General features: G+C 71.4%; 10 protein-coding genes. 3 read left to right on the forward strand and 7 right to left on the reverse strand.

Annotated elements, in window-relative coordinates; translation table 11 throughout:
* Positions 1-42 precede the first annotated feature (42 nt).
* Both ACGFZS_RS30355 and ACGFZS_RS30360 read left to right on the forward strand, forming a co-directional pair.
* Positions 43-2,100: a TIM-barrel domain-containing protein gene (locus tag ACGFZS_RS30355; protein ID WP_393797760.1), complete on the forward strand. Its 2,058-nt coding sequence runs from the start codon at positions 43-45 to the stop codon at positions 2,098-2,100.
* 117 nt (positions 2,101-2,217) lie between these two features.
* Positions 2,218-3,417, forward strand: coding sequence for a sulfotransferase family protein (locus ACGFZS_RS30360; protein WP_393797761.1), 1,200 nt, complete (start codon positions 2,218-2,220; stop codon positions 3,415-3,417).
* An 84-nt stretch (positions 3,418-3,501) separates the two neighbouring features.
* Here the strand turns inward: ACGFZS_RS30360 and ACGFZS_RS30365 are convergent, their stop codons facing one another.
* The 7 genes from ACGFZS_RS30365 to ACGFZS_RS30395 all read right to left on the reverse strand — a co-directional run bounded on the left by ACGFZS_RS30365 (position 3,502) and on the right by ACGFZS_RS30395 (position 14,584).
* Entirely contained in the window at positions 3,502-4,215 is a 714-nt protein-coding gene (locus ACGFZS_RS30365; RefSeq protein WP_393797762.1) for a hypothetical protein, read from the reverse strand.
* Between the two features lie 35 nt (positions 4,216-4,250).
* Complete coding sequence (locus ACGFZS_RS30370) at positions 4,251-6,452, reverse strand: glycoside hydrolase N-terminal domain-containing protein (protein ID WP_393797763.1); 2,202 nt, start codon at positions 6,450-6,452, stop codon at positions 4,251-4,253.
* Positions 6,449-8,443 carry a beta-galactosidase gene (locus ACGFZS_RS30375; RefSeq protein WP_393797764.1) on the reverse strand — a complete coding sequence of 665 codons (1,995 nt, stop codon included), beginning with the start codon at positions 8,441-8,443 and terminating at the stop codon, positions 6,449-6,451. Before ACGFZS_RS30375 ends, ACGFZS_RS30370 begins: the two co-directional genes overlap by 4 nt.
* The gene (locus ACGFZS_RS30380; RefSeq protein WP_393797765.1) at positions 8,440-10,632 is read right to left on the reverse strand and encodes a 1,4-beta-glucanase; all 2,193 of its coding nucleotides are present in this window, start codon (positions 10,630-10,632) and stop codon (positions 8,440-8,442) included. The genes ACGFZS_RS30375 and ACGFZS_RS30380 overlap by 4 nt, the downstream gene beginning before the upstream one ends.
* Before the next feature lie 260 nt (positions 10,633-10,892).
* Positions 10,893-11,831: a carbohydrate ABC transporter permease gene (locus ACGFZS_RS30385; protein WP_393797766.1), complete on the reverse strand. Its 939-nt coding sequence runs from the start codon at positions 11,829-11,831 to the stop codon at positions 10,893-10,895.
* Positions 11,828-12,865, reverse strand: coding sequence for an ABC transporter permease subunit (locus ACGFZS_RS30390; protein ID WP_359216078.1), 1,038 nt, complete (start codon positions 12,863-12,865; stop codon positions 11,828-11,830). Before ACGFZS_RS30390 ends, ACGFZS_RS30385 begins: the two co-directional genes overlap by 4 nt.
* A gap of 27 nt (positions 12,866-12,892) precedes the next feature.
* Positions 12,893-14,584 (reverse strand): extracellular solute-binding protein, encoded by a 1,692-nt coding sequence (locus tag ACGFZS_RS30395; protein ID WP_365691297.1) that lies wholly within the window; start codon positions 14,582-14,584, stop codon positions 12,893-12,895.
* A 359-nt stretch (positions 14,585-14,943) separates the two neighbouring features.
* On the opposite strand from ACGFZS_RS30395, the gene ACGFZS_RS30400 reads away from it, so the two are divergent.
* Positions 14,944-17,784: a glycoside hydrolase family 3 C-terminal domain-containing protein gene (locus tag ACGFZS_RS30400; RefSeq protein ID WP_393797767.1), complete on the forward strand. Its 2,841-nt coding sequence runs from the start codon at positions 14,944-14,946 to the stop codon at positions 17,782-17,784.
* The last annotated feature ends 36 nt before the right edge of the window (positions 17,785-17,820 follow it).

Genomic DNA, 17,820 nt, shown 5'->3' on the forward strand with positions numbered 1-17,820 from the left:
CCAGGGCACCCCCCTGTCTGCACTCCTCCAGGAGCACGTGACATGAATCAGCCTGCCGAAAACCAGCACGCGGACACCCAGCCCAAGGTCAGCCTGGCGCAGTCCTCCCCCACCGTCGGCACCTTCCGGGAGCGGGACGGTGCCCTGGAGTGGAGCGGCCGTCAGGAGACACTGCGGATCGAGCCGTGGGGGCCGGACGCGGTCCGGGTGCGGGCCCGGCTCGGCGGCCCGGTCCTCGACGGTCTGCCGGGCGCGCTGCTCGACGGGCGTCCGGCCACCGAGTCGGCCGTCAAGGTCACCGACGGCGAGGGGCGGCTGACGGTCGGCGGCCTGACCGTCGAGGTCTCCGCCGAGGGCCTGGTCCGCTTCCTGCGCACGGACGACGGCTCCGAGGTGCTGGCCGAGGAGCGCGCCCACTTCTGGTGGCCGGGCTCCCGCCTCTACACCGCCGTCGGCAACGGCCACCACCGTCTTGAGCAGCGGTTCGCCGCCTACGAGGGCGAGAAGCTGTTCGGCCTGGGCCAGCACCAGCACGGCCGCCTGGACCAGAAGGGCCTGGTCCTGGACCTGATCCAGCGCAACGCCGAGGTCTCGATCCCGGTGCTGGTCTCCAGCCGCGGCTACACCCTGCTCTGGAACAACCCGGCGATCGGCCGCGTCGAACTGGCCGGCAACGGCACCCGCTGGGTGGCGGACTCGGCGCGCCAGCTCGACTACTGGATCACGGTGGGCACTCCGGCCGACGGCCAGCGCAACTACAGTGCGGTGAGCGGCCGTTCGCCGATGCTGCCGGAGTGGGCGGCGGGCTTCTGGCAGTGCAAGCTGCGCTACCGCACCCAGGACGAACTCCTCTCCGTGGCAAGGGAGTACAAGCGCCGGTCCCTGCCCATCTCGGCGATCGTCTGCGACTTCTTCCACTGGACCCACCTGGGCGAGTGGAAGTTCGACCCGAAGGAGTGGCCCGACCCGGCCGCGATGGTCCGCGAGCTGGACGAGCTGGGCATCAAGCTGGTGGTGAGCGTCTGGCCGTCGGTCTCCCCGCTGTCCGAGAACCACCCGGTGATGGAACAGCGCGGCTACCTCATCGGCACCCAGTACGGCCCGATGGCGCACGCCGACTGGCCGGACAAGGGGGTGGCGTCGACCGTCCAGGTGGCCTTCTACGACGCCACCAACCCGGACGCCCGTGACTTCCTGTGGGCGAGGATCAAGGAGAACTACCTCGACCCGTACGGCATCACCGCCTTCTGGCTGGACGCCTGCGAACCCGAGCTGAAGCCCGGTTTCCAGGAGAACCTGCGCTACTGGACGGGCCCCGGCCTGGAGGTGGGCAACAGCTACCCCGCCGAGAACGCCCGCACCTTCTACGAGGGGCTGCGCGCACACGGCGAGGAGGAGATCGTCACCCTCAACCGCTCGGCGTGGGCGGGCAGTCAGCGCTACGGCGCCGCCGTCTGGTCCGGTGACATCCCGACCGACTTCGCCTCCCTGCGCCGCCAGATAGCGGCCGGTCTCAACACGGCCCTGTCCGGGATCCCCTGGTGGAACACGGACATCGGCGGCTTCCACGGGGGCGACCCGGACGACCCGGCGTACCGGGAGGTGATGGTCCGCTGGTTCCAGTTCGGCGCGCTGTCCCCGCTGATGCGCCTGCACGGCTTCCGGGACCCCGGCATGCCGCTGGGCCCCGACATGACCGGCGGTCCCAACGAGGTGTGGTCGTACGGCGAGGCGGCCGGCGCGATCCTGGAGAAGTACCTGCGGCTGCGCGAGCGCCTCAAGCCGTATGTCCTGGAGGTCATGCGGGAGGCCCACGAGGAGGGTCTGCCGGTGCTGCGGCCGCTGTTCCTGGAGTTCCCCGAGGACCAGACGGCCTGGACCGTGGACGACGCCTACCTGTTCGGCCGGGACCTCCTGGTGGCGCCGGTCCTGACGGCGGGCGCCACGGCCCGGACGACGTATCTGCCGGCGGGCGCCCGGTGGACGGACGCGTGGACGGGCGAGTCGTACCCGGGCGGTACGGCGGTGACGGTGGACGCGCCGCTGGATCGTATTCCGCTGTTCCTCCGGGACGGGGCGGAACTGCCGGTGACGGAGTAGCTCCGGCCCGTTGTCGTTACCAGCCGGTAAATGTCTCAACTCGGCGGTGTGGTGGAGCAGTTGGAGGGGGTAGTCAGTATCCCCTCCCCCTGTCCCCCCACGAAGGGTTCCGTCACCGTGCCCGCTGCCGCGTCCTCAGGACCGCTCCCCCTCACGCTCGCGAACCTGCTCCTGCGGCCCTCCGCCCGCTCCCGCCGTACCCCGGACCGGGCCTTCGACCGCCTGCTCGACACCGCCGGGCAGGCGGCGGGCGACGAGCGGTTCACCGACGGCTTCCGCCACCTGCTGCGATGTTGGTCCGGCGCCGAACACCTCACCCCGGTCGGCTGGCTGTCCGCGCGCGGGCACGTCGGCCGCCACCTGGCCAACCGCGCCCGGATCCGCCGGCTGCTCGCCGAGCACCCGGCCATCGAGCGGGAGCCCGTCGAGCGGCCGGTGTTCGTGGTGGGCCTGCCCCGTACCGCCACCACGCTCACGCACGGCGTGCTGTCCCTCTCCGCCGACCACCGCTGCCCGCTGCTCTGGGAGTTACTGACCCCCGGCCTCGAACCCGACGCGGCGGAACGGGAGAAGGCGATCGCGACCGCCCGCCGCCTGGTCGGCGGGATCAACCTGTTCGCCCCGCGCTTCCGGCACATCCACGCGCTGCGCCCCGAGGGCCCGGAGGAGTGCACCTTCGCGCTGCCGCACACGGTGATGCCGCTGTCCCAGGCAGTGATCCCGGAGTACCTGCCCTGGCACGAGGCCCATGACTTCGGGCCCGACTACCGCTACCTCAAGCAGATCTACCAGGTGCTCCAGTACGGCCGTCCGCGCCGCCGCTGGGTGCTGAAGTCCCCGCTGCACCTGGAGAACCTGGACGCGCTGCGCGCGGTCTTCCCGGACGCCACGATCGTGTGGACGCACCGCGATCCGGCCACCGCCGTGGCCTCGTTCTGCAGCCTGGTCGAGCACGGCATGGCGGTCAACACCCGCCCCCTGGACCTGGACCGGATCGGTGCCACCTGGCTGGAGCTGCTGGCCCGCTCCGCCGCCCGCGGCCTCGCCGCCCGCGCCCGCATCCCCCGCGAGTCCCTCGTCGACGTGCCGTACTCCTGGCTGGGCGCCGACCCGGCGGCGGGCGCCCCGAAGCTCTACGCGGCCGTCGGCGCCCGCTGGACCGAGTCCGACGCGGCCCGCCTCCCCGCGGTCACCGCCCGCCCCCGGGGCACCCGCGTCCACTCCTACGACCTGGCCCGCTACGGCCTGACCCGCGCGGACGTCGACGCGGCCTTCGCCGGCTACAACGCGCTGCGCGCCGAGGTCGACCGGGCGTGACCGCGTAGAGGGCCGCGCAAAGGACCGCGCAAAGGACCGCGAGAAGGGCCGGCCCCGCACCGCACGCGGGGCCGGCCCGGTCACTCAACTGCTGCTGACGCTCTCGCTGTTGACGGCGAAGTCCAGCCCGCCGGAGGAGGACGTGATCTCGAAGCCGAACTGGAAGTCACCGATGGTGACGTTCCCGAACCAGCCCTTGGTGTCCTTGATCCACTTGAGGATCGGCAGGACGTTGACGGTGCCGGAGGACGAGTTCGAGGTGCGCACGAACGAGAAGACGTCGTTGGAACCGTTGTTGCCCTTGTACACGGTCCAGGTGTGGCCGCCCAGGGTCAGCGTGCCCTGCGAGGTGCCGAGCGGGCCGACGGCGCCCGTGTAGTTCATCCAGAGCATGATCTCGTACTTGTAGCCCGTGTCCCAGATGTCGTACGACGTGTTGTACGCGCCGGACGACGGGACCGTGACGTTGTAGCTGCTGGTGAGCGTGGCGAGCGAGGTGATCGACTTGCTGATCACCGCCTTGGCGTTGGGGTAGGACTTGATGCCGCCGGTGTTGGGGTGGTTGGCCCAGACCCCCCAGTTGGTACCGGAGTTGGCCCAGATGCACTGGCTGCCGGCGCCGGAGCCCCAGATGTTGTTGTAGAGGGTGTAGCCGTTCAGCGAGGTGTTGCCCCACTGGTCGCAGGAGCTCCAGACGGCGGCCGAGGCGGGGGCCGAGGCGAGGCCGACGGTGGCACCGAGGGCGAGCGCGGGGGCGATCAGGGCCTTGGCGACCCTGCGATACGTGCGTGTTGCCATGGTGTCCCTTCCATGGGTGGGGGGAGGTGCGGTGGCTACCACGTCCCCAGGGTGAGGACGTGGTCTTCGCCGGCGACGAGGTCGAGCGGCCGACCGCCGGAGGAAGTCCACAGGTCGACACGGAGCGTCCGGTGCGGCTTCAGGACGGCTCGCGCGCCGTCGGGGGTCCAGGAGAGGTCGAGTACGGCTCCGAAGCGGGTGCGGATGCCGTGCAGCCGGCCTTCGGGCAGCGCCCGCGGCCGCGCGGGGAGCAGGACCAGCCTGTCCGGGGTGGACTGGACAAGGGCCTCGATCAGCACGGCGGGCAGGGTGTGCGCGGCGTCGGCGTTGTAGACGTCGAGGTCCGGGTAGTGGGAGCTCATCAGGGAGGCGTGGAAGAAGTCGCCGTCCAGGACCCGGGCGAGGGCGGCGGCGACCCGTTCGCCGTCCCGCAGCCGGGCCGCGACGAGCGCGTGGTGGAGATGCCCGTGCGCCGAGTCGTTCTCGGCGCCGCGCAGTTCGAGCGCGCGGTGCGCGGCCGCCGCGAGGTCCGGGGTGTCGTACGGGGTGATCTCGTCGAGCGGCCAGACGCCGTAGAGGTGGCTCAGATGGCGGTGGTCGTAGCTGTCGTCGAGCCCCGGCCAGGCCCATTCGGCGAGCGCGCCGTCGGCATTGACGCGGTGTGCGGGCAGCCGGTCGGCGAGGGCGCGCCAGCGCTCGGCGTCCGGGCCCGGGTGGTAGTCGGCGGCCGTACGCAGGGCGTGCCGGGCGGCCGAGAGGTCCATCGCCGCGTTGACCGCGCCCCAGCTGCCCTGCGCGGGCCGGTTCTCGGGCGAGTAGGAGGGGACCACCACGATCCGCCCGTCGGCGTCGGTCCGGGTCAGGAAGTCCTCGTAGAACACGGCGACTTCGGCGAGCACGGCCGCCGTGCGCGGGTCGCGCTCGCCGCGGATCTCGTCGTGCTCGACGAGCGGCTCCAGCAGCCAGTCGGCACCGGCGGTCCACAGGTGCAGGGGGTACTCGCGGCTGAAGTGGTACGACAGCCCGGACTCCCCGTCGCTGTGCGCGGGTGCGACCACGCCCCGGGCGCCGAACACCGCACGGGCGTTCTCCCGCCAGTCGGCCACCTGACGATGGATCAAGGACGCCTGTGCCTCGGTGACTTCGGGCAGGTCGGCCGTGGCCGCCGAGGCGGTCTGGAGATTGACGTTGGCGTCGTTGGTGAAGGCGCCGGACCAGGCGGTGTCCCAGTCGCCGGTCCACAGGCCGGTCAGGCGGGGCGGGTTGAGGCCGGAGGCGGAGAGCAGGTGGTAGCGGCCGGCGGCGAAGAGCCGTTCCAGCAGCGCGGCCTTCGACGGCCGCTTGATCAACTCGGAGCCGGGGAGCGCGCGTTCGGCCGGACCGGCGGCCAGGTCGAGGGTGACGCGGGTGTAGGCGGTGCGGTGCAGGTCGAGGTGGCGGGCGAGGAGGGTGTCGTACGACTGCCCGTCGGCGAGGAGTTCGCGCAGCTCCCGTGCCTCCGCGTTGACGTCGAGCTCGCCGGTGTGGCGGCGGACGCGGGTGAGGAGGAGCACGGTGGAGGCTCCGGCGGCCCGGACACCGGGCGGGGAGAGTTCGGTGGTGCCGCCGGTGACGGCGACGAGGGTGACGCCGGTGTAGGCGCGGTCGCTGTCGGGGTAGCGGGCGCGGAGGCTGAGCAGGGCGCCCTCGGGGGTGCGGAGGGCGCCGTGGCCGACGCCCAGGGCCTGCGGGGCGCCGGGGAGCCGGTGGTCGAGGGAGATGTCGAGGTCGCCGGCGGTGGTGACCCGCTGCACGATCACGTCGTCCGCGCGGGAGACGAAGACACGGCTGGTCCAGTCGGTGGCGGTGGCGGTGACCTCGCCGGTGGTGAAGTCGACGGAGCGGCGATAGCCGTCGGCGCCGCCGGTCGCCGTGCGGCGCAGCCGGGTCTGGAAGGCGGGGTGGAAGGGCTGGACCCACTGGAGGGGGCGGCCGTCGGTGAGGCCCTCGGCGGCCTTCAGGTCCCCGGCGAGCAACCGGTCCTGGACGTCGGCGAGTTCGGCCGCCAGCCGGGGCGGACGGGCGTGTTCGCCGCCGTTCGGGCGGACCAGGGTGTGCTGGGTGACGATGACGCGGTCGTCGTTCGGATCGCCGAACACGAGGGCGCCATGGTGGCCGTTGCCGCTCAGGAAGCCGTCCTCCCAGCGGGCGGCCGGGGCGGGCTCCCAGGTTCCGTGGACGGGGCCGGTGGTGGTCATGGCTTGAGCACCGCCACTCCGTAGCGGCCGAGGACGGTCTCGCCGCTGACGGTCGTACCGGTCAGCAGGTCTCGATGTGTTCCCATGAGAGCGATCTTCACATCGTCGCGACCGTGGTTGAACAGGAACAGCAGCTCACCCCGCCGGACCGCCTCGACGCCCTTCGGCAGCCCGTCCAGCACCGGCCGGACCCCCGCGCCGGCGGCGATCCGGCCGACCAGCTCCCGCAGCGCCTCCGGTTCCGGGAGCGTGGAGACGTACCAGGCACGCCCGTTGCGCAGTACGGCCGGGAGCCCGTCGAGTTCGCCGCCCCGGTAGGCCACCGTCTCGTCGACCCCGGGCGCGGCCTCGATCTCCTCCGACCACAGGGTCCCGCGGAAGCCTTCGCACGCGACGGTCTCCTCCGCGTCCAGCGGCCACCACTCGTGCAGGGTGCGGATGCCGAACAGCTCCCGCAGCCGCGCGTCCATGCCACCGGGGCGGACCCGGTCGTCCTCGTCGGCGACGCCGGTGAGGAAGCCGCTGACGAGGGTGCCACCGCCCCGGACATAGGCGAGGAGGTTGTCGACGGCGGTGTCGGTGAGCAGGTAGAGCTGCGGGACGACCACCAGCTTGTAGGCGGACAGGTCCTGGCCGGGATGGGCGAAGTCGGTGGTGAGGTTCGCCTCCCACAGGGCGCGGTGCCAGGCGTGCAGGACGTCGGGGAGGTCCACCTCCGTGGAGAGGCGGCCTTCGTGGGCGCCGGCCCACCAGGAGTGCCAGTCGTGGAGCACGGCGATGTCGGCGCGGATATGACGGTCAGTCACCTCGGCGCCTATGCGCGCCAGTTCGGCGCCGAGCCGTGCGACCTCCCGGTAGGTACGGCCCTCCTCCCCCGCATGGCTGACCATCCCGGAGTGGAACTTCTCCGCGCCCTGTCTGGACTGCCGCCACTGGAAGTAGCAGACGGCGTCCGCGCCACGGGCCACCGCCTGGAGGGACCACTGCCGGTTGAGGCCGCGGGGTTTGGGGTGGTTCACCCCGCGCCAGTTGACCGGTCCGGCGGCCTGCTCCATCAGCATCCAGGGGCCGTGGGCCTGGGAGCGGGTGAGGTCGTGGACGAGGGCGCCGTGCTGCGCGCCCAGCGGGTCACGCGGATCGGGGTAGAGGTCGACGGAGACGACGTCCTCCTCGCCGGCCCAGCGCCAGGCGTCCTGGCCGATCCAGAGCGGCATGAAGTTGGTGGTCACCGGGATGTGCGGGGTGTGCCGGGCGACGATGTCCCGCTCGGCCGTGTAGCACTCCAGGAGCATGTCGGAGGTGAAGCGGCGGAAGTCCAGCACCTGGGTGGGGTTCTTCAGGTAGTGGGCGTGACGCGCGGGCAGGATGGCGTCCCAGGTGTCGTAGCCCTGGCTCCAGAACGCCGTTCCCCAGGCGGAGTTGAGGGCGTCCAGGGTGCCGTAGCGCTCGCGCAGCCAGCGGCGGAAGGCGGCGGCGGCCTCGTCGCCGTGGTCGAAGGTGCAGTACTCGTTGTTGATGTGCCACATGGTGAGGGCGGGGTGGCCGCCGTAGCGGGCGGCGAGGTCCTCGGTGATGGCGGCGGCGTAACGGCGGTAGGTGGCGCTGGAGTGCGAGAAGTGCTGGCGGCCGCCCCACCACTCGGTACGGCCGTCGGCGTCCCGGGGCAGCGTGTCCGGGTGCAGCCGGCCCAGCCACGGCGGCGGGGCGGAGGTCGGGGTGGCGAGGACGACGCCGATGCCGTTCTGGTGCATCAGGTCCATGAGCCGGTCCAGCCAGCCGAAGTCCCGCTCCCCGGGCCGGGGTTCGAGCTTCGCCCAGGAGAAGACACCCATGGTCACGGAGTTGACGTGCGCGGCCTTCATCAGCCGGACGTCCTCCCGCCAGGTCTCCTCGGGCCACTGCTCGGGGTTGTAGTCACCGCCGAAGAGGATGCGGCCCCGGGTGGCGTCGGAGAGTCCGGGGCGTCCGGGGCGTCCGGGTGCGGCCGTCATACCGGGTCTCCGTACTGGATGCCGCGTCCGTTGGTGGCGAGGTAGACCCGCCCGTAGACCCGCGGGTCACCGGTGACGGCCTGCCCGGTCCAGCCCCACTGGTGCCGGTCGTCGTTGATACGGGTCCAGGTCGCGGCCTCGTCGTCGGAGCGGTGGACGGCGGTGACGGCCTCGGTGGAGCCGACGAGGTAGATCGCCGGGTAGTCGGCGCCGGGCGCCGCCTTGCCGAAGCCGAGGGTGTAGGCGGCCCAGCAGCTGCCGACCTTGGTGAAGCCGGCGCCGCCGTCGACGGACCGGTACAACCCGTTCCACTTGACGCTCAGCCACAGGTCACCGGACCGGCCGGGCGCCGCGACCAGCTGGAACTGGCTGTCCCCGGCGGGCAGCCCGGTCGCACGCACGGTGAAGGTGCGGCCACTGTCAGTGCTGGCTTGTAGCGTTCCTGTGTCGGAGTCGTACGCGTAGAAGAGCGTCGGGTCGGCCGGGTCGGCGACCGGCGTGGCGCCCTTCGGGAAGGAGGAGATCTCGGTCCAGGTGGCGCCGTTGTCGTCCGACCGGTGGGCGGGGTACTTGGTCCCGTCCCAGTGCACGAAGGACCACAGCAGCGCGCTGCCGTCGGCGTTGGTGGCGATCGGCCCCGGTGCGTCGTGGGCGAGGGAGGGCTGGGCGGCGAAGGGCGCCCAGGTCCGGCCCCCGTCGTCCGAGTACGCGCCGTTGCCGTGGTCGCCCCAGCCGGTGCGGACCACGTACGCCGGCCTGCCCGCGGCCTGCGCGAGCCCCGTCGCCGACCCGAACACGGGGTTCGCGGCCATACCGCGGGACGGAGACGCGGTCAGCCGCTCGTGGTACATCACGCCGATGTCCCCCGAGCCGCTCAGCAGGTGCGCCTCCCCGACCGGGGGCGACACCAGCCGCACCACGGACGTCTCCTCCAGGCCGCGGACCCGCGGCGCCCAGTGGACGAGGTCGCGGGTGCCGTAGAGGGTGGCGCCGGTGCCGTACACGAGGTGCCGGGAGTCGAACGGGTCCACCGCCACGGCCTGGATCCACCACCCGAACTTGGGCTGGTCGCCGCCCCACTTCAGGAAGGGAGTCTCGGACACGTCGAAGACAGCGGAGTCCTTGAGGGACGTCCACGTCCGGCCGCCGTCGGTGGTCCGGTACAGGGTGTCGACGGCCGCCCAGCGGTTGTTGGTGGAGACGACGACGGTGCCCGGGCGACGGGCGTCCACGGCGACCCCGCCGTAGCCGAAGGTGTCGCTGCCGCCGGGCACGGCCGGGGTGACGTCGGACCACCGGCCACTGCCGACGGCCAGCTTGTGCACGCTTCCGTCCGCCTGGCCGTTGGGACCGGGGGCGTCCGCGTACGTCACGTACAGCTCGCGGGCGTGGCAGTCGTAGGCGGCGCGCACCGGGATCTTGGCGGCGGTGCCGGTGGGCTGGTCCGGGACGGCCTCCCACGCCGCCCCGTCGGAGGTGCGGTACAGGTTGACGGCGCTCGCCCCGCCGTCGCCGTCCGCCCAGCCGGCGTAGACGGCACGGCCGACGGCCACGAGCAGGCTGACGCCCTGCCCGGAGGCGGTGGGGGTGGCCGGGAAGCCGGGCGCCGCCGCCCAGGTGGCCCCGCGGTCCGTCGACCTCAGCAGTCCGTCGTGCCGGGTGCCCAGCCACAGGGTGTCGCTGTCCCGGGGGTCGACGAGGAGGCGCTCCCCCATGCCCCGGCCGTCCTCGTTGGCGCCGAGCTTCACGGTGAGATCGGTCCGGGTCCAGCTGGCGCCCCGGTCCTCCGAGCGCAGGATCGCGCCGTTTCCGGCCCAGGACTGGGCGTAGGTGCCGAGCGCCAGGTAGAGCCGGTCCGGGTGCGCGGGGTCGACGGCCAGCGCCTCCACCCCGAGCAGGTTCCAGTCGTCCCAGCCGAGCTGGTCCGTGAGCGGGGTCCAGCGAGCGGTCCGGTCGTCCCAGCGGTAGGCGCCGCCGATGTCGGTACGGGCGTAGGCGAGGCCGGGGGTGGTGGGGTGGAACAGGACACCGGTGACGAATCCGGTGCCGCCGATCACCGCGTTGCGCCAGCGGTACGCCTGCGGCTGGGGCTCGGCCGCGTGGGCGGTGGCCGTGAGGGTGGGCAGGGCCGTGACGGCGGTCGCTGCTGCCGTACCGGCAAGGACGGTTCTGCGGCTCAGGGTGGGCATGGGGAACCTTCGGTGGGCGTGGGTGGGTTGGTGATCCGGGGTGGGGGCTGGGGTACCGGGGTTTCGCTCGCCCGCGCTCGCGGGGTGCCGCTGCGCCCACCCGTGCCGCCCCAGGCGGCACGCATGCCCGCAGCTACGGCGACTGGGCAGTAGCGGCGACCGCGGCGACCCGTCAGGGGCGCGGGGAACTGCGCGACCAGCCCCCACCGGCCTGCAGCCGCCGGCGTTCCCCGCCACCCCCCTCAGAAGGCGCCAGTCGGCTACCCCTTGACCGCCCCGGTCAGCATCCCCTTCTTGAAGTGCTTCTGGACGAAGGGCGAGAGGACCGCCACCGGCAGCAGCGCCATCACCATCACCGCCATCTGCACCGCCAGCCCCGACAGCTCCCCCGTCTTGATCGCCTGGCCCAGCCCCACCGGGGCCTGCTGCTTCTGGACCAGCTGGATCATGACGTTCTGCAGCGGCATCTTGTCCTGGTCGTTGAGGTAGAGGGACGCGTTGAACCAGGCGCTCCAGTACCCGACCGCGTAGAACAGGGTGATCACGGCCAGCACCGCCCGGGACAGCGGCATGACGATCTGCCACAGGATCCGGAAGTCGCCGGCGCCGTCGATGCGCGCGCTGTCGATGAGTTCCTGCGAGATGCCCATGAAGAAGCCGCGCAGGACGAGGATGTTGAAGACGCTGACCGCGCTCGGCAGGATCAGGGCGAGGTAGCTGTCGGTCAGGCCCAGGGACTGGACCAGCAGGTACGTCGGGATCAGGCCCGCGCTGAAGAACATCGTCGCGAGCAGCAGCATCAGGAACCAGCGGTGGCCGAGCGAGCCGATGCGCGAGAGGCCGTAGGCGCACAGGACCGACACCGCCATCGAGAACACCGTGCCGACGAGGGTGATGAGGACGCTGATGACCGTGGCCCGGGTGACCTGGCCGCCGCTCAGCAGCTCCTGGTAGGCGACGAAGGTGATGCCCTTGGGCACCATCACCAACCCGCCGGCCTGGTCGATGGTCTTCCGCGACGAGAGGCTGGTGACGACGATGATCCACAGCGGGAAGAGAACGCCCAGGCAGGCGAGGACGAGGACGAGTCCCTTGCCGGCCGCTCCGGCCCTGCTGGGCTCCTCCTCCCACACCGGCCGGGGCGGCGCGGCCCACCGGGACGGTTCCCGTACGGGCGGCTTGTCGATGACGGCGGTCATTTCTTGTACACCCCCTGCTCGCCCATGAGATGGGCCACCTTGTTCGCGGCGAGGACCAGGCCGAGGCTGACCACGCCCTTGATCAGGCCGGCGGCGGCCGCGTAGCCGAAGTCCTGGTTGCGGACGCCGTTCCACCAGACGAAGGTGTCGAGGACCTCCGCGGCCCCGGGGCCGACGGCATCGCGCTGCAACAGGATCTGTTCGAAACCGACCGTCAGCGCGTCCCCCACCCGCAGCACCAGCAGCAGGGCGATCACCGGCCGCAGGGCGGGCAATGTGACATGCCACATGCGGCGCCAGCGGCCCGCCCCGTCCATCGCCGCCGCCTCGTAGAGGTCCGGGCTGACGGACGCCAGCGCCGCCAGGAAGACGATGATCCCCCAGCCGGCGTCCTTCCAGACACCCTCCGCCGTGACCAGGAACTTGAAGGTCGACGGGTCGGACATGATGTCGAGACCGTCGTAGCCGTGCTGCCGCAGCAGCTGCGACAGCAGACCGGCACCGCCGAAGATCTGCTGGAAGACGGAGATGACCAGCACCCAGGAGAAGAAGTGCGGGAGGTACAGGACCGCCTGGGCGAGCGCCCGTACCCGGGGCCGGACCACGCTGTTGATGAGCAGGGCGAGCGCGATCGGGATCGGGAAGAACAGCACGAGCTGCAGGAAGAACAGCACCAGGGTGTTCTTCACCGCGTTCCAGAACGCCGAGTCGGCGAAGATCTGCTGGAAGTTCTCCAGGCCCACCCAGGCGCTGTGCAGCATGGAGACGATCCCGTTGTCGCTGACGTAGGGGTCGTAGTCCTGGAAGGCGACGATGTTGCCGAGGATCGGCAGGTAGTTGAAGACCAGGAGCAGCAGGATCGCCGGCAGGGTCATCAGGATCAGTACGCGGTCGCGTCTGAATCTGAGACGCAGGCTCAGTTTCCCGGCCTTCTCCTTCTTCCGGGTTCCGGTGGTGCCGTCGGACGCCACCGGAGTCCTCCCCGCTCTGTCGTCTGCCTCGGCCCTGCTGCGAGGCACCGTGCTGTGGGACACGGCCGTTCTCCTTGCCTCGGTGCCTGGTCAGCTCGCGGACGAACCGTTGTCGTCGAGCAGCTTCTGGTACCAGTCGCGCAGCCTGTCGCCGCCCTTGCTCTTCCAGTCGGAGACGGCCTGCTGCATGTCGCTGATCTTCTTGCGGCCGCGCGTGATGTCGTCCTCGAGCTGCTCGAAGTCGTTCATGAGGTTGGTGTAGCGGGACGGTTCGGTGATCATCTGGCCGAAGAAGCTGGACTTCTTGGTGAAGGAGCCCATCCGCTGCTGCCACTCGACCTGGGCCTTGGCGACCTCGGGGAAGTCGGGGTGGGCGATGGTGGAGGCGGGGCTGGCGACCATGACATAGGCGTTGATGACCTCGTTGTTGCCCTGAGTGGTCTTGGTGGGCACACCGTTCTTGACGGTGTAGTGGGTGCCCTCGACGCCGTAGTTGGTGGCCATGTACTCCTTGGTGCCGTACGGCGCGGCGGTGGTGTTGGCGACGGCCAGCACGTCGTGGATCACGGACTCCGAGGCCTTCTTGTTGATGAAGGCGAAGATGCCGGCGGGCTGTTCGGCCCAGACCTGCGGGTTGCCGCCGTCGTGGGCGTAGACGTCCATGCCCCAGATCTTGTAGTCCGGGTTCTGGGTGGCCTGTTCGGCGGTGCGGCTCCACCACTGGCTGATGTCGTTGGGGTAGATCAGGAACTCGCCGGCCGCGAACTTGGGGCCCGCGTCAGGGGCGTTCTTGCCCAGCATGGAGTCGGGGTGGACGACCCCGGCGGCGAAGAGCTTGCGGGTCCACTCCAGCGCTTCGAGGTATTCCTGGGTCTCGATGCGGTTGACCAGCTTGCCGTCGACGAGGTTCCAGCCGAGCGGCTTCTCGCTGCCGGAGAGCACGCTGAACATCTGCCAGGCGGTCCACTTCATGTCCATGCAGGCCCAGCGCTTGGCCTTGGCGTTGGTGATCTCCTTGGCCAGGGCGAGGAACTCGTCCGCCGAGCGCGGAACCTCGTAGCCCTTCTTGTCGAAGATGTCCTTGCGGTAGAAGGGCACGATGTTGGTCACGTACGAGGCCGGCATCGGCAGGCCGCGCAGCTTGCCGCCGAAGATGCAGCGGCGCCAGGCGTCGGTGGGGATGGCGGCGAGGTTCGGGTAGTCCTTGACCTTGTCACCGGACAGGTAGGGCCCGAGGTCGGCGAACTTGCTGATGATGGCGGTGGGTATCTTGCCGCCCATGTTCCAGTTCGGGACGACCACCACGTCCGGCACCTCGCTGGAGGCGAGGACCGCGCCCAGCTTCTGGTCGTAGGTGTTGCCGTCCTGGTTCTGCCACTCGACGTCGACGCCGATCATGCTGTTCATCGCCTTGTAGTAGGCGTTGTCCTGCTTCGGCGGGGAGCCCCAGAACGGGGCCATGATGGTGACCTTGCCGCCCTTGCCGAGCTTCTTGGGGACCGAGGTCTTCAGGGTGGCCAGGTCGAGCTTGCCGGTGAAGCCGATCGAGGAGCCGTTCTTCGACGGGATGTCCGGCGTCACCACGTTGTTGGCGACGTACGACGGCAGCAGCTTCTTCGCGTCCTTGCCCGAGGAGGAGCCCCCGCCCGACCCGGTGTCCGACGCCCCGCAGGCGGCGAGCAGCGGCATCCCGCCCGCCACCGCCGCGGTGGCGACTGCAGTGGAGGCGAGGAAAGTTCTCCGGCTCGGCCCGGAGGGGGCAGAAGCGGCGTTCGGCGTCATTGCGTCAACCCTTCATGGCGCACCAGGACACCCGGCGGTGGCCGTCGGCTGCGGTGTCTCGAGTGGAACTGGCTGAGCTGAAGCGATCCTCCGACCTACGACCCCTGTGGTGCGTCCCCGGCCGTGTGGCGCTGGGGCGGACCGGCTAGTCGAAGCGCTTCGATGTTGCTGCGAGGTTAAGTGAACACCCGGGGGTGCACAAGGGTCGCTTCCAAGATTCCTCCAAGCCGACGCGGGTGACCTCTTCGTATGCGCTGCTTGAAATATCGATGTGCGTCTCTTGACACCCACCCCTGCGTCGAATGAGCATCGAAGCGCTTCGAAAGAGCCTCGCCGCTCCATCGCAAGGGGAACCGCACGTGACCGCAAAAACGCCGACTACGCCGCCTTTCCGCGATCCGCACCTGCCGTTCGCGAAGCGCATCGACGACCTGCTGACGCGGCTCACCCTGGACGAGAAGGTCTCCTTCCTGCACCAGTTCGCGCCCGCCGTGGACCGTCTCGGCATCGCCGCCTTCCGCACCGGCCAGGAGGCCCTGCACGGGGTGGCCTGGATGGGCCCGGCGACGGTGTTCCCGCAGGCGGTGGGACTGGGCGCGACCTGGAACACCGAGCTGGTGCGCCGGGTCGGCGAGGCCGTGTCCAAGGAGGTCCGGGCGATGCGCGCCCGCGACGACCGCGTCGGCCTCAACGTCTGGGCCCCCACGGTCAACCTGCTGCGCCACCCCCTCTGGGGCCGTAACGAGGAGGGCTACTCGGAGGACCCGAGGCTGACCTCCGCCATCGCCACCGCCTACACCCGCGGCCTGCGCGGCGACCACCCGGTGTACTGGCGCACGGCCCCCGTCCTCAAGCACTGGCTGGCCCACAACAACGAGACGGACCGCGCCACTTCCTCCTCCTCGGTCCGCCCGCGCGTGCTGCACGAGTACGACCTGCGCGCCTTCAGGGAGACCGTGGAGGCGGGCGCGGTGGCCGGGGTGATGCCCGCCTACAACCTGGTCAACGGCCGCCCCAACCACGTCTCCCCGTACCTGCGCGAGCACCTGCGCACCTGGACCGACGAGGACCTGCTGGTCTGCTCGGACGCCGGCGCGCCCTCCAACCTGGTCGACCACGAGCACTACTTCGACACCCACGAGGAGGCCACGGCGGCCGCCCTGCTCGCCGGCGTGGACAGTTTCACGGACCACGGCACGGACGGCTCGCAGATCACCGCGCGGCTTCAGGGAGCCCTGGAGCAGGGCCTGCTGACCGAGGCGGACATCGACACGGCGGTCCGCCGCCAGCTCTCGGTCCGGTTCCGCCTCGGCGAGTTCGACCCGCACGACGACCCGCATCCGGGCACCGCGGAGTTCGACACCCCGGCACACCGGGCCCTCGCCCAGGAGGCGGCTGAGCAGGCGGTCGTCCTGCTCAAGAACGACGACTCCCTGCTCCCCCTCGCCTCCGACACCCGGCTCGCGGTGGTCGGCCTGCTCGCCGACGAGTGCAAACTCGACTGGTACAGCGGCACGTTGATCCACCGCTCGACCCCGCTGGAGGGCCTGTACGAGCGGTTCGGCGCGGAGCGCGTGGAGTTCGCGGAGGGGGTGGACCGGGTCCGGCTGAGGCTCGCGGACGGCACCTTCCTGCACGTACCGCCGGCCACCGAGGCGGCCGACGAGGTGCGCGGCGCGGCGGGCGCCCTGGACCCGGCGCTGCTCGCGGGCCGCACGGACCTGCCGCCGCTCACCGCCGACGCCACCGGCACCGAGTTCGCCCTCGTCGACTGGGGCGAGGGGGTGCTGACGCTGCGCGCGCCGGACGGCCGCTACCTCTCGGTCGCCGACGACGGCTTCGTCCGCGCCGCCGCGGACCAGCCCGGCGGCTGGGTCGTCCAGGAGACGTTCCGCCTGGAACCCCACGACAACGGTCACCTCCTCCGGCATCTCGGCTCGGGTCGCCATGTCTCTGTCGCCGCCGACGGGGTGCGGGTTGCCGCCGAAAACGCTTCCCTCTTCGAACTGATCATCGTCGAACGGGGTGCGGACGCCGTCGCCAGGGTGGCCGCCGCGGCCGACGCGGTCCTGGTGGTCGCGGGCAACGACCCGCACATCAACGGCCGCGAGACCGAGGACCGTACGACCCTGGCCCTGCCCCCGCACCAGGAGCGGCTGCTGCGCGCCGCCCGCGCCGCGAACCCGCGGACCGTGCTGGCGCTGACGTCCGCCTACCCCTACGCGGTGGACGTGGCCCGCCTCCCGGCCGTGCTCTGGACGGCCCACGGCGGGCAGGCCGCCGGCACCGCCCTCGCCCGTGTCCTCGCCGGTGACGTCTCCCCCGCGGGCCGCCTCCCGCAGACCTGGTACGCCGCCGACGCCGACCTGCCCGGCCTCCTCGACTACGACGTCCTGGGCGCCCGCCAGACCTACCTCTACTTCGAGGGCACCCCGCTCTTCCCGTTCGGCCACGGGCTGTCCTACGCGTCCTTCTCCTACGCGGACCTGACGACCGAGGTGACGGCCGGGACCCTCCGCGTGACCTGCACGGTCACCAACACCGGCGATGTCACGGCGGACGAGGTGGTCCAGCTCTACACCCGGGCCGTGGAGCCGTCGTCGACCCGCCCGCGCCGCGAACTCCTCGCCCACCGCCGCCTCACCCTGGCCCCCGGCGAACGGGCCGGCACGGACTTCGAGGTCCCGCTCTCCGCCTTCGCGTTCTGGGAGGTGGCGCGTGACGGATGGCGCCTGGAACAGGGTCCGTACGACGTGCTGGTCGGCGCGTCCAGCGAGGACGTCCGCCTGCGGACGACGCTGGTCCTGGACGGCGAGCGGGCGGCACCGCGCCCGGTCGCCGAACGCGGCCTGGACGCGGTCGGCTTCGACGAGCAGTCGGGCATCGCGATCGTGGACCGCACGAAGTCCGAGGGCGACGCGGTCACCCCCGAGGGCGAGGGCCCCGGCGAACTCGTCTACCGCAACTGCGACTTCGGCCGGGGCGCGACGGAGGTGACCGCACGGGTGTCGGGCGCGGGCACGCTGGAACTCACCCTGGACGGCGGCCCGCCACTGGCCCTGCTGACCCTCCCCGGGCCGACGCCGGATCCCTACACCTACATCTCACTCACCGCCGGCCTCGTCGCCGAGGGCGTCCACGACGTCCACCTCACACTGCGCGGCCCGCTGCGGCTCGCGCACGTCGGCTTCTCCGGTTGAGGGTCCGGAGCGGTCGGCACGGAGAACGGCCGCAGC

Source organism: Streptomyces sp. NPDC048288 (assembly GCF_043201555.1).
In the GTDB taxonomy this organism is placed as follows: Bacteria; Actinomycetota; Actinomycetes; order Streptomycetales; family Streptomycetaceae; genus Streptomyces.

Bases quoted from the DNA above. Each gene is read 5' to 3' on its own strand.
- ACGFZS_RS30375 (WP_393797764.1), bottom strand. From the start codon at position 8,443: ATGACGGCCGCACCCGGACGCCCCGGACGCCCCGGACTCTCCGACGCC.
- ACGFZS_RS30385 (WP_393797766.1), bottom strand. From the start codon at position 11,831: ATGACCGCCGTCATCGACAAGCCGCCCGTACGGGAACCGTCCCGGTGG.
- ACGFZS_RS30395 (WP_365691297.1), bottom strand. From the start codon at position 14,584: ATGACGCCGAACGCCGCTTCTGCCCCCTCCGGGCCGAGCCGGAGAACT.
- ACGFZS_RS30380 (WP_393797765.1), bottom strand. From the start codon at position 10,632: ATGCCCACCCTGAGCCGCAGAACCGTCCTTGCCGGTACGGCAGCAGCG.
- ACGFZS_RS30355 (WP_393797760.1), top strand. From the start codon at position 43: ATGAATCAGCCTGCCGAAAACCAGCACGCGGACACCCAGCCCAAGGTC.
- ACGFZS_RS30370 (WP_393797763.1), bottom strand. From the start codon at position 6,452: ATGACCACCACCGGCCCCGTCCACGGAACCTGGGAGCCCGCCCCGGCC.
- ACGFZS_RS30365 (WP_393797762.1), bottom strand. From the start codon at position 4,215: ATGGCAACACGCACGTATCGCAGGGTCGCCAAGGCCCTGATCGCCCCC.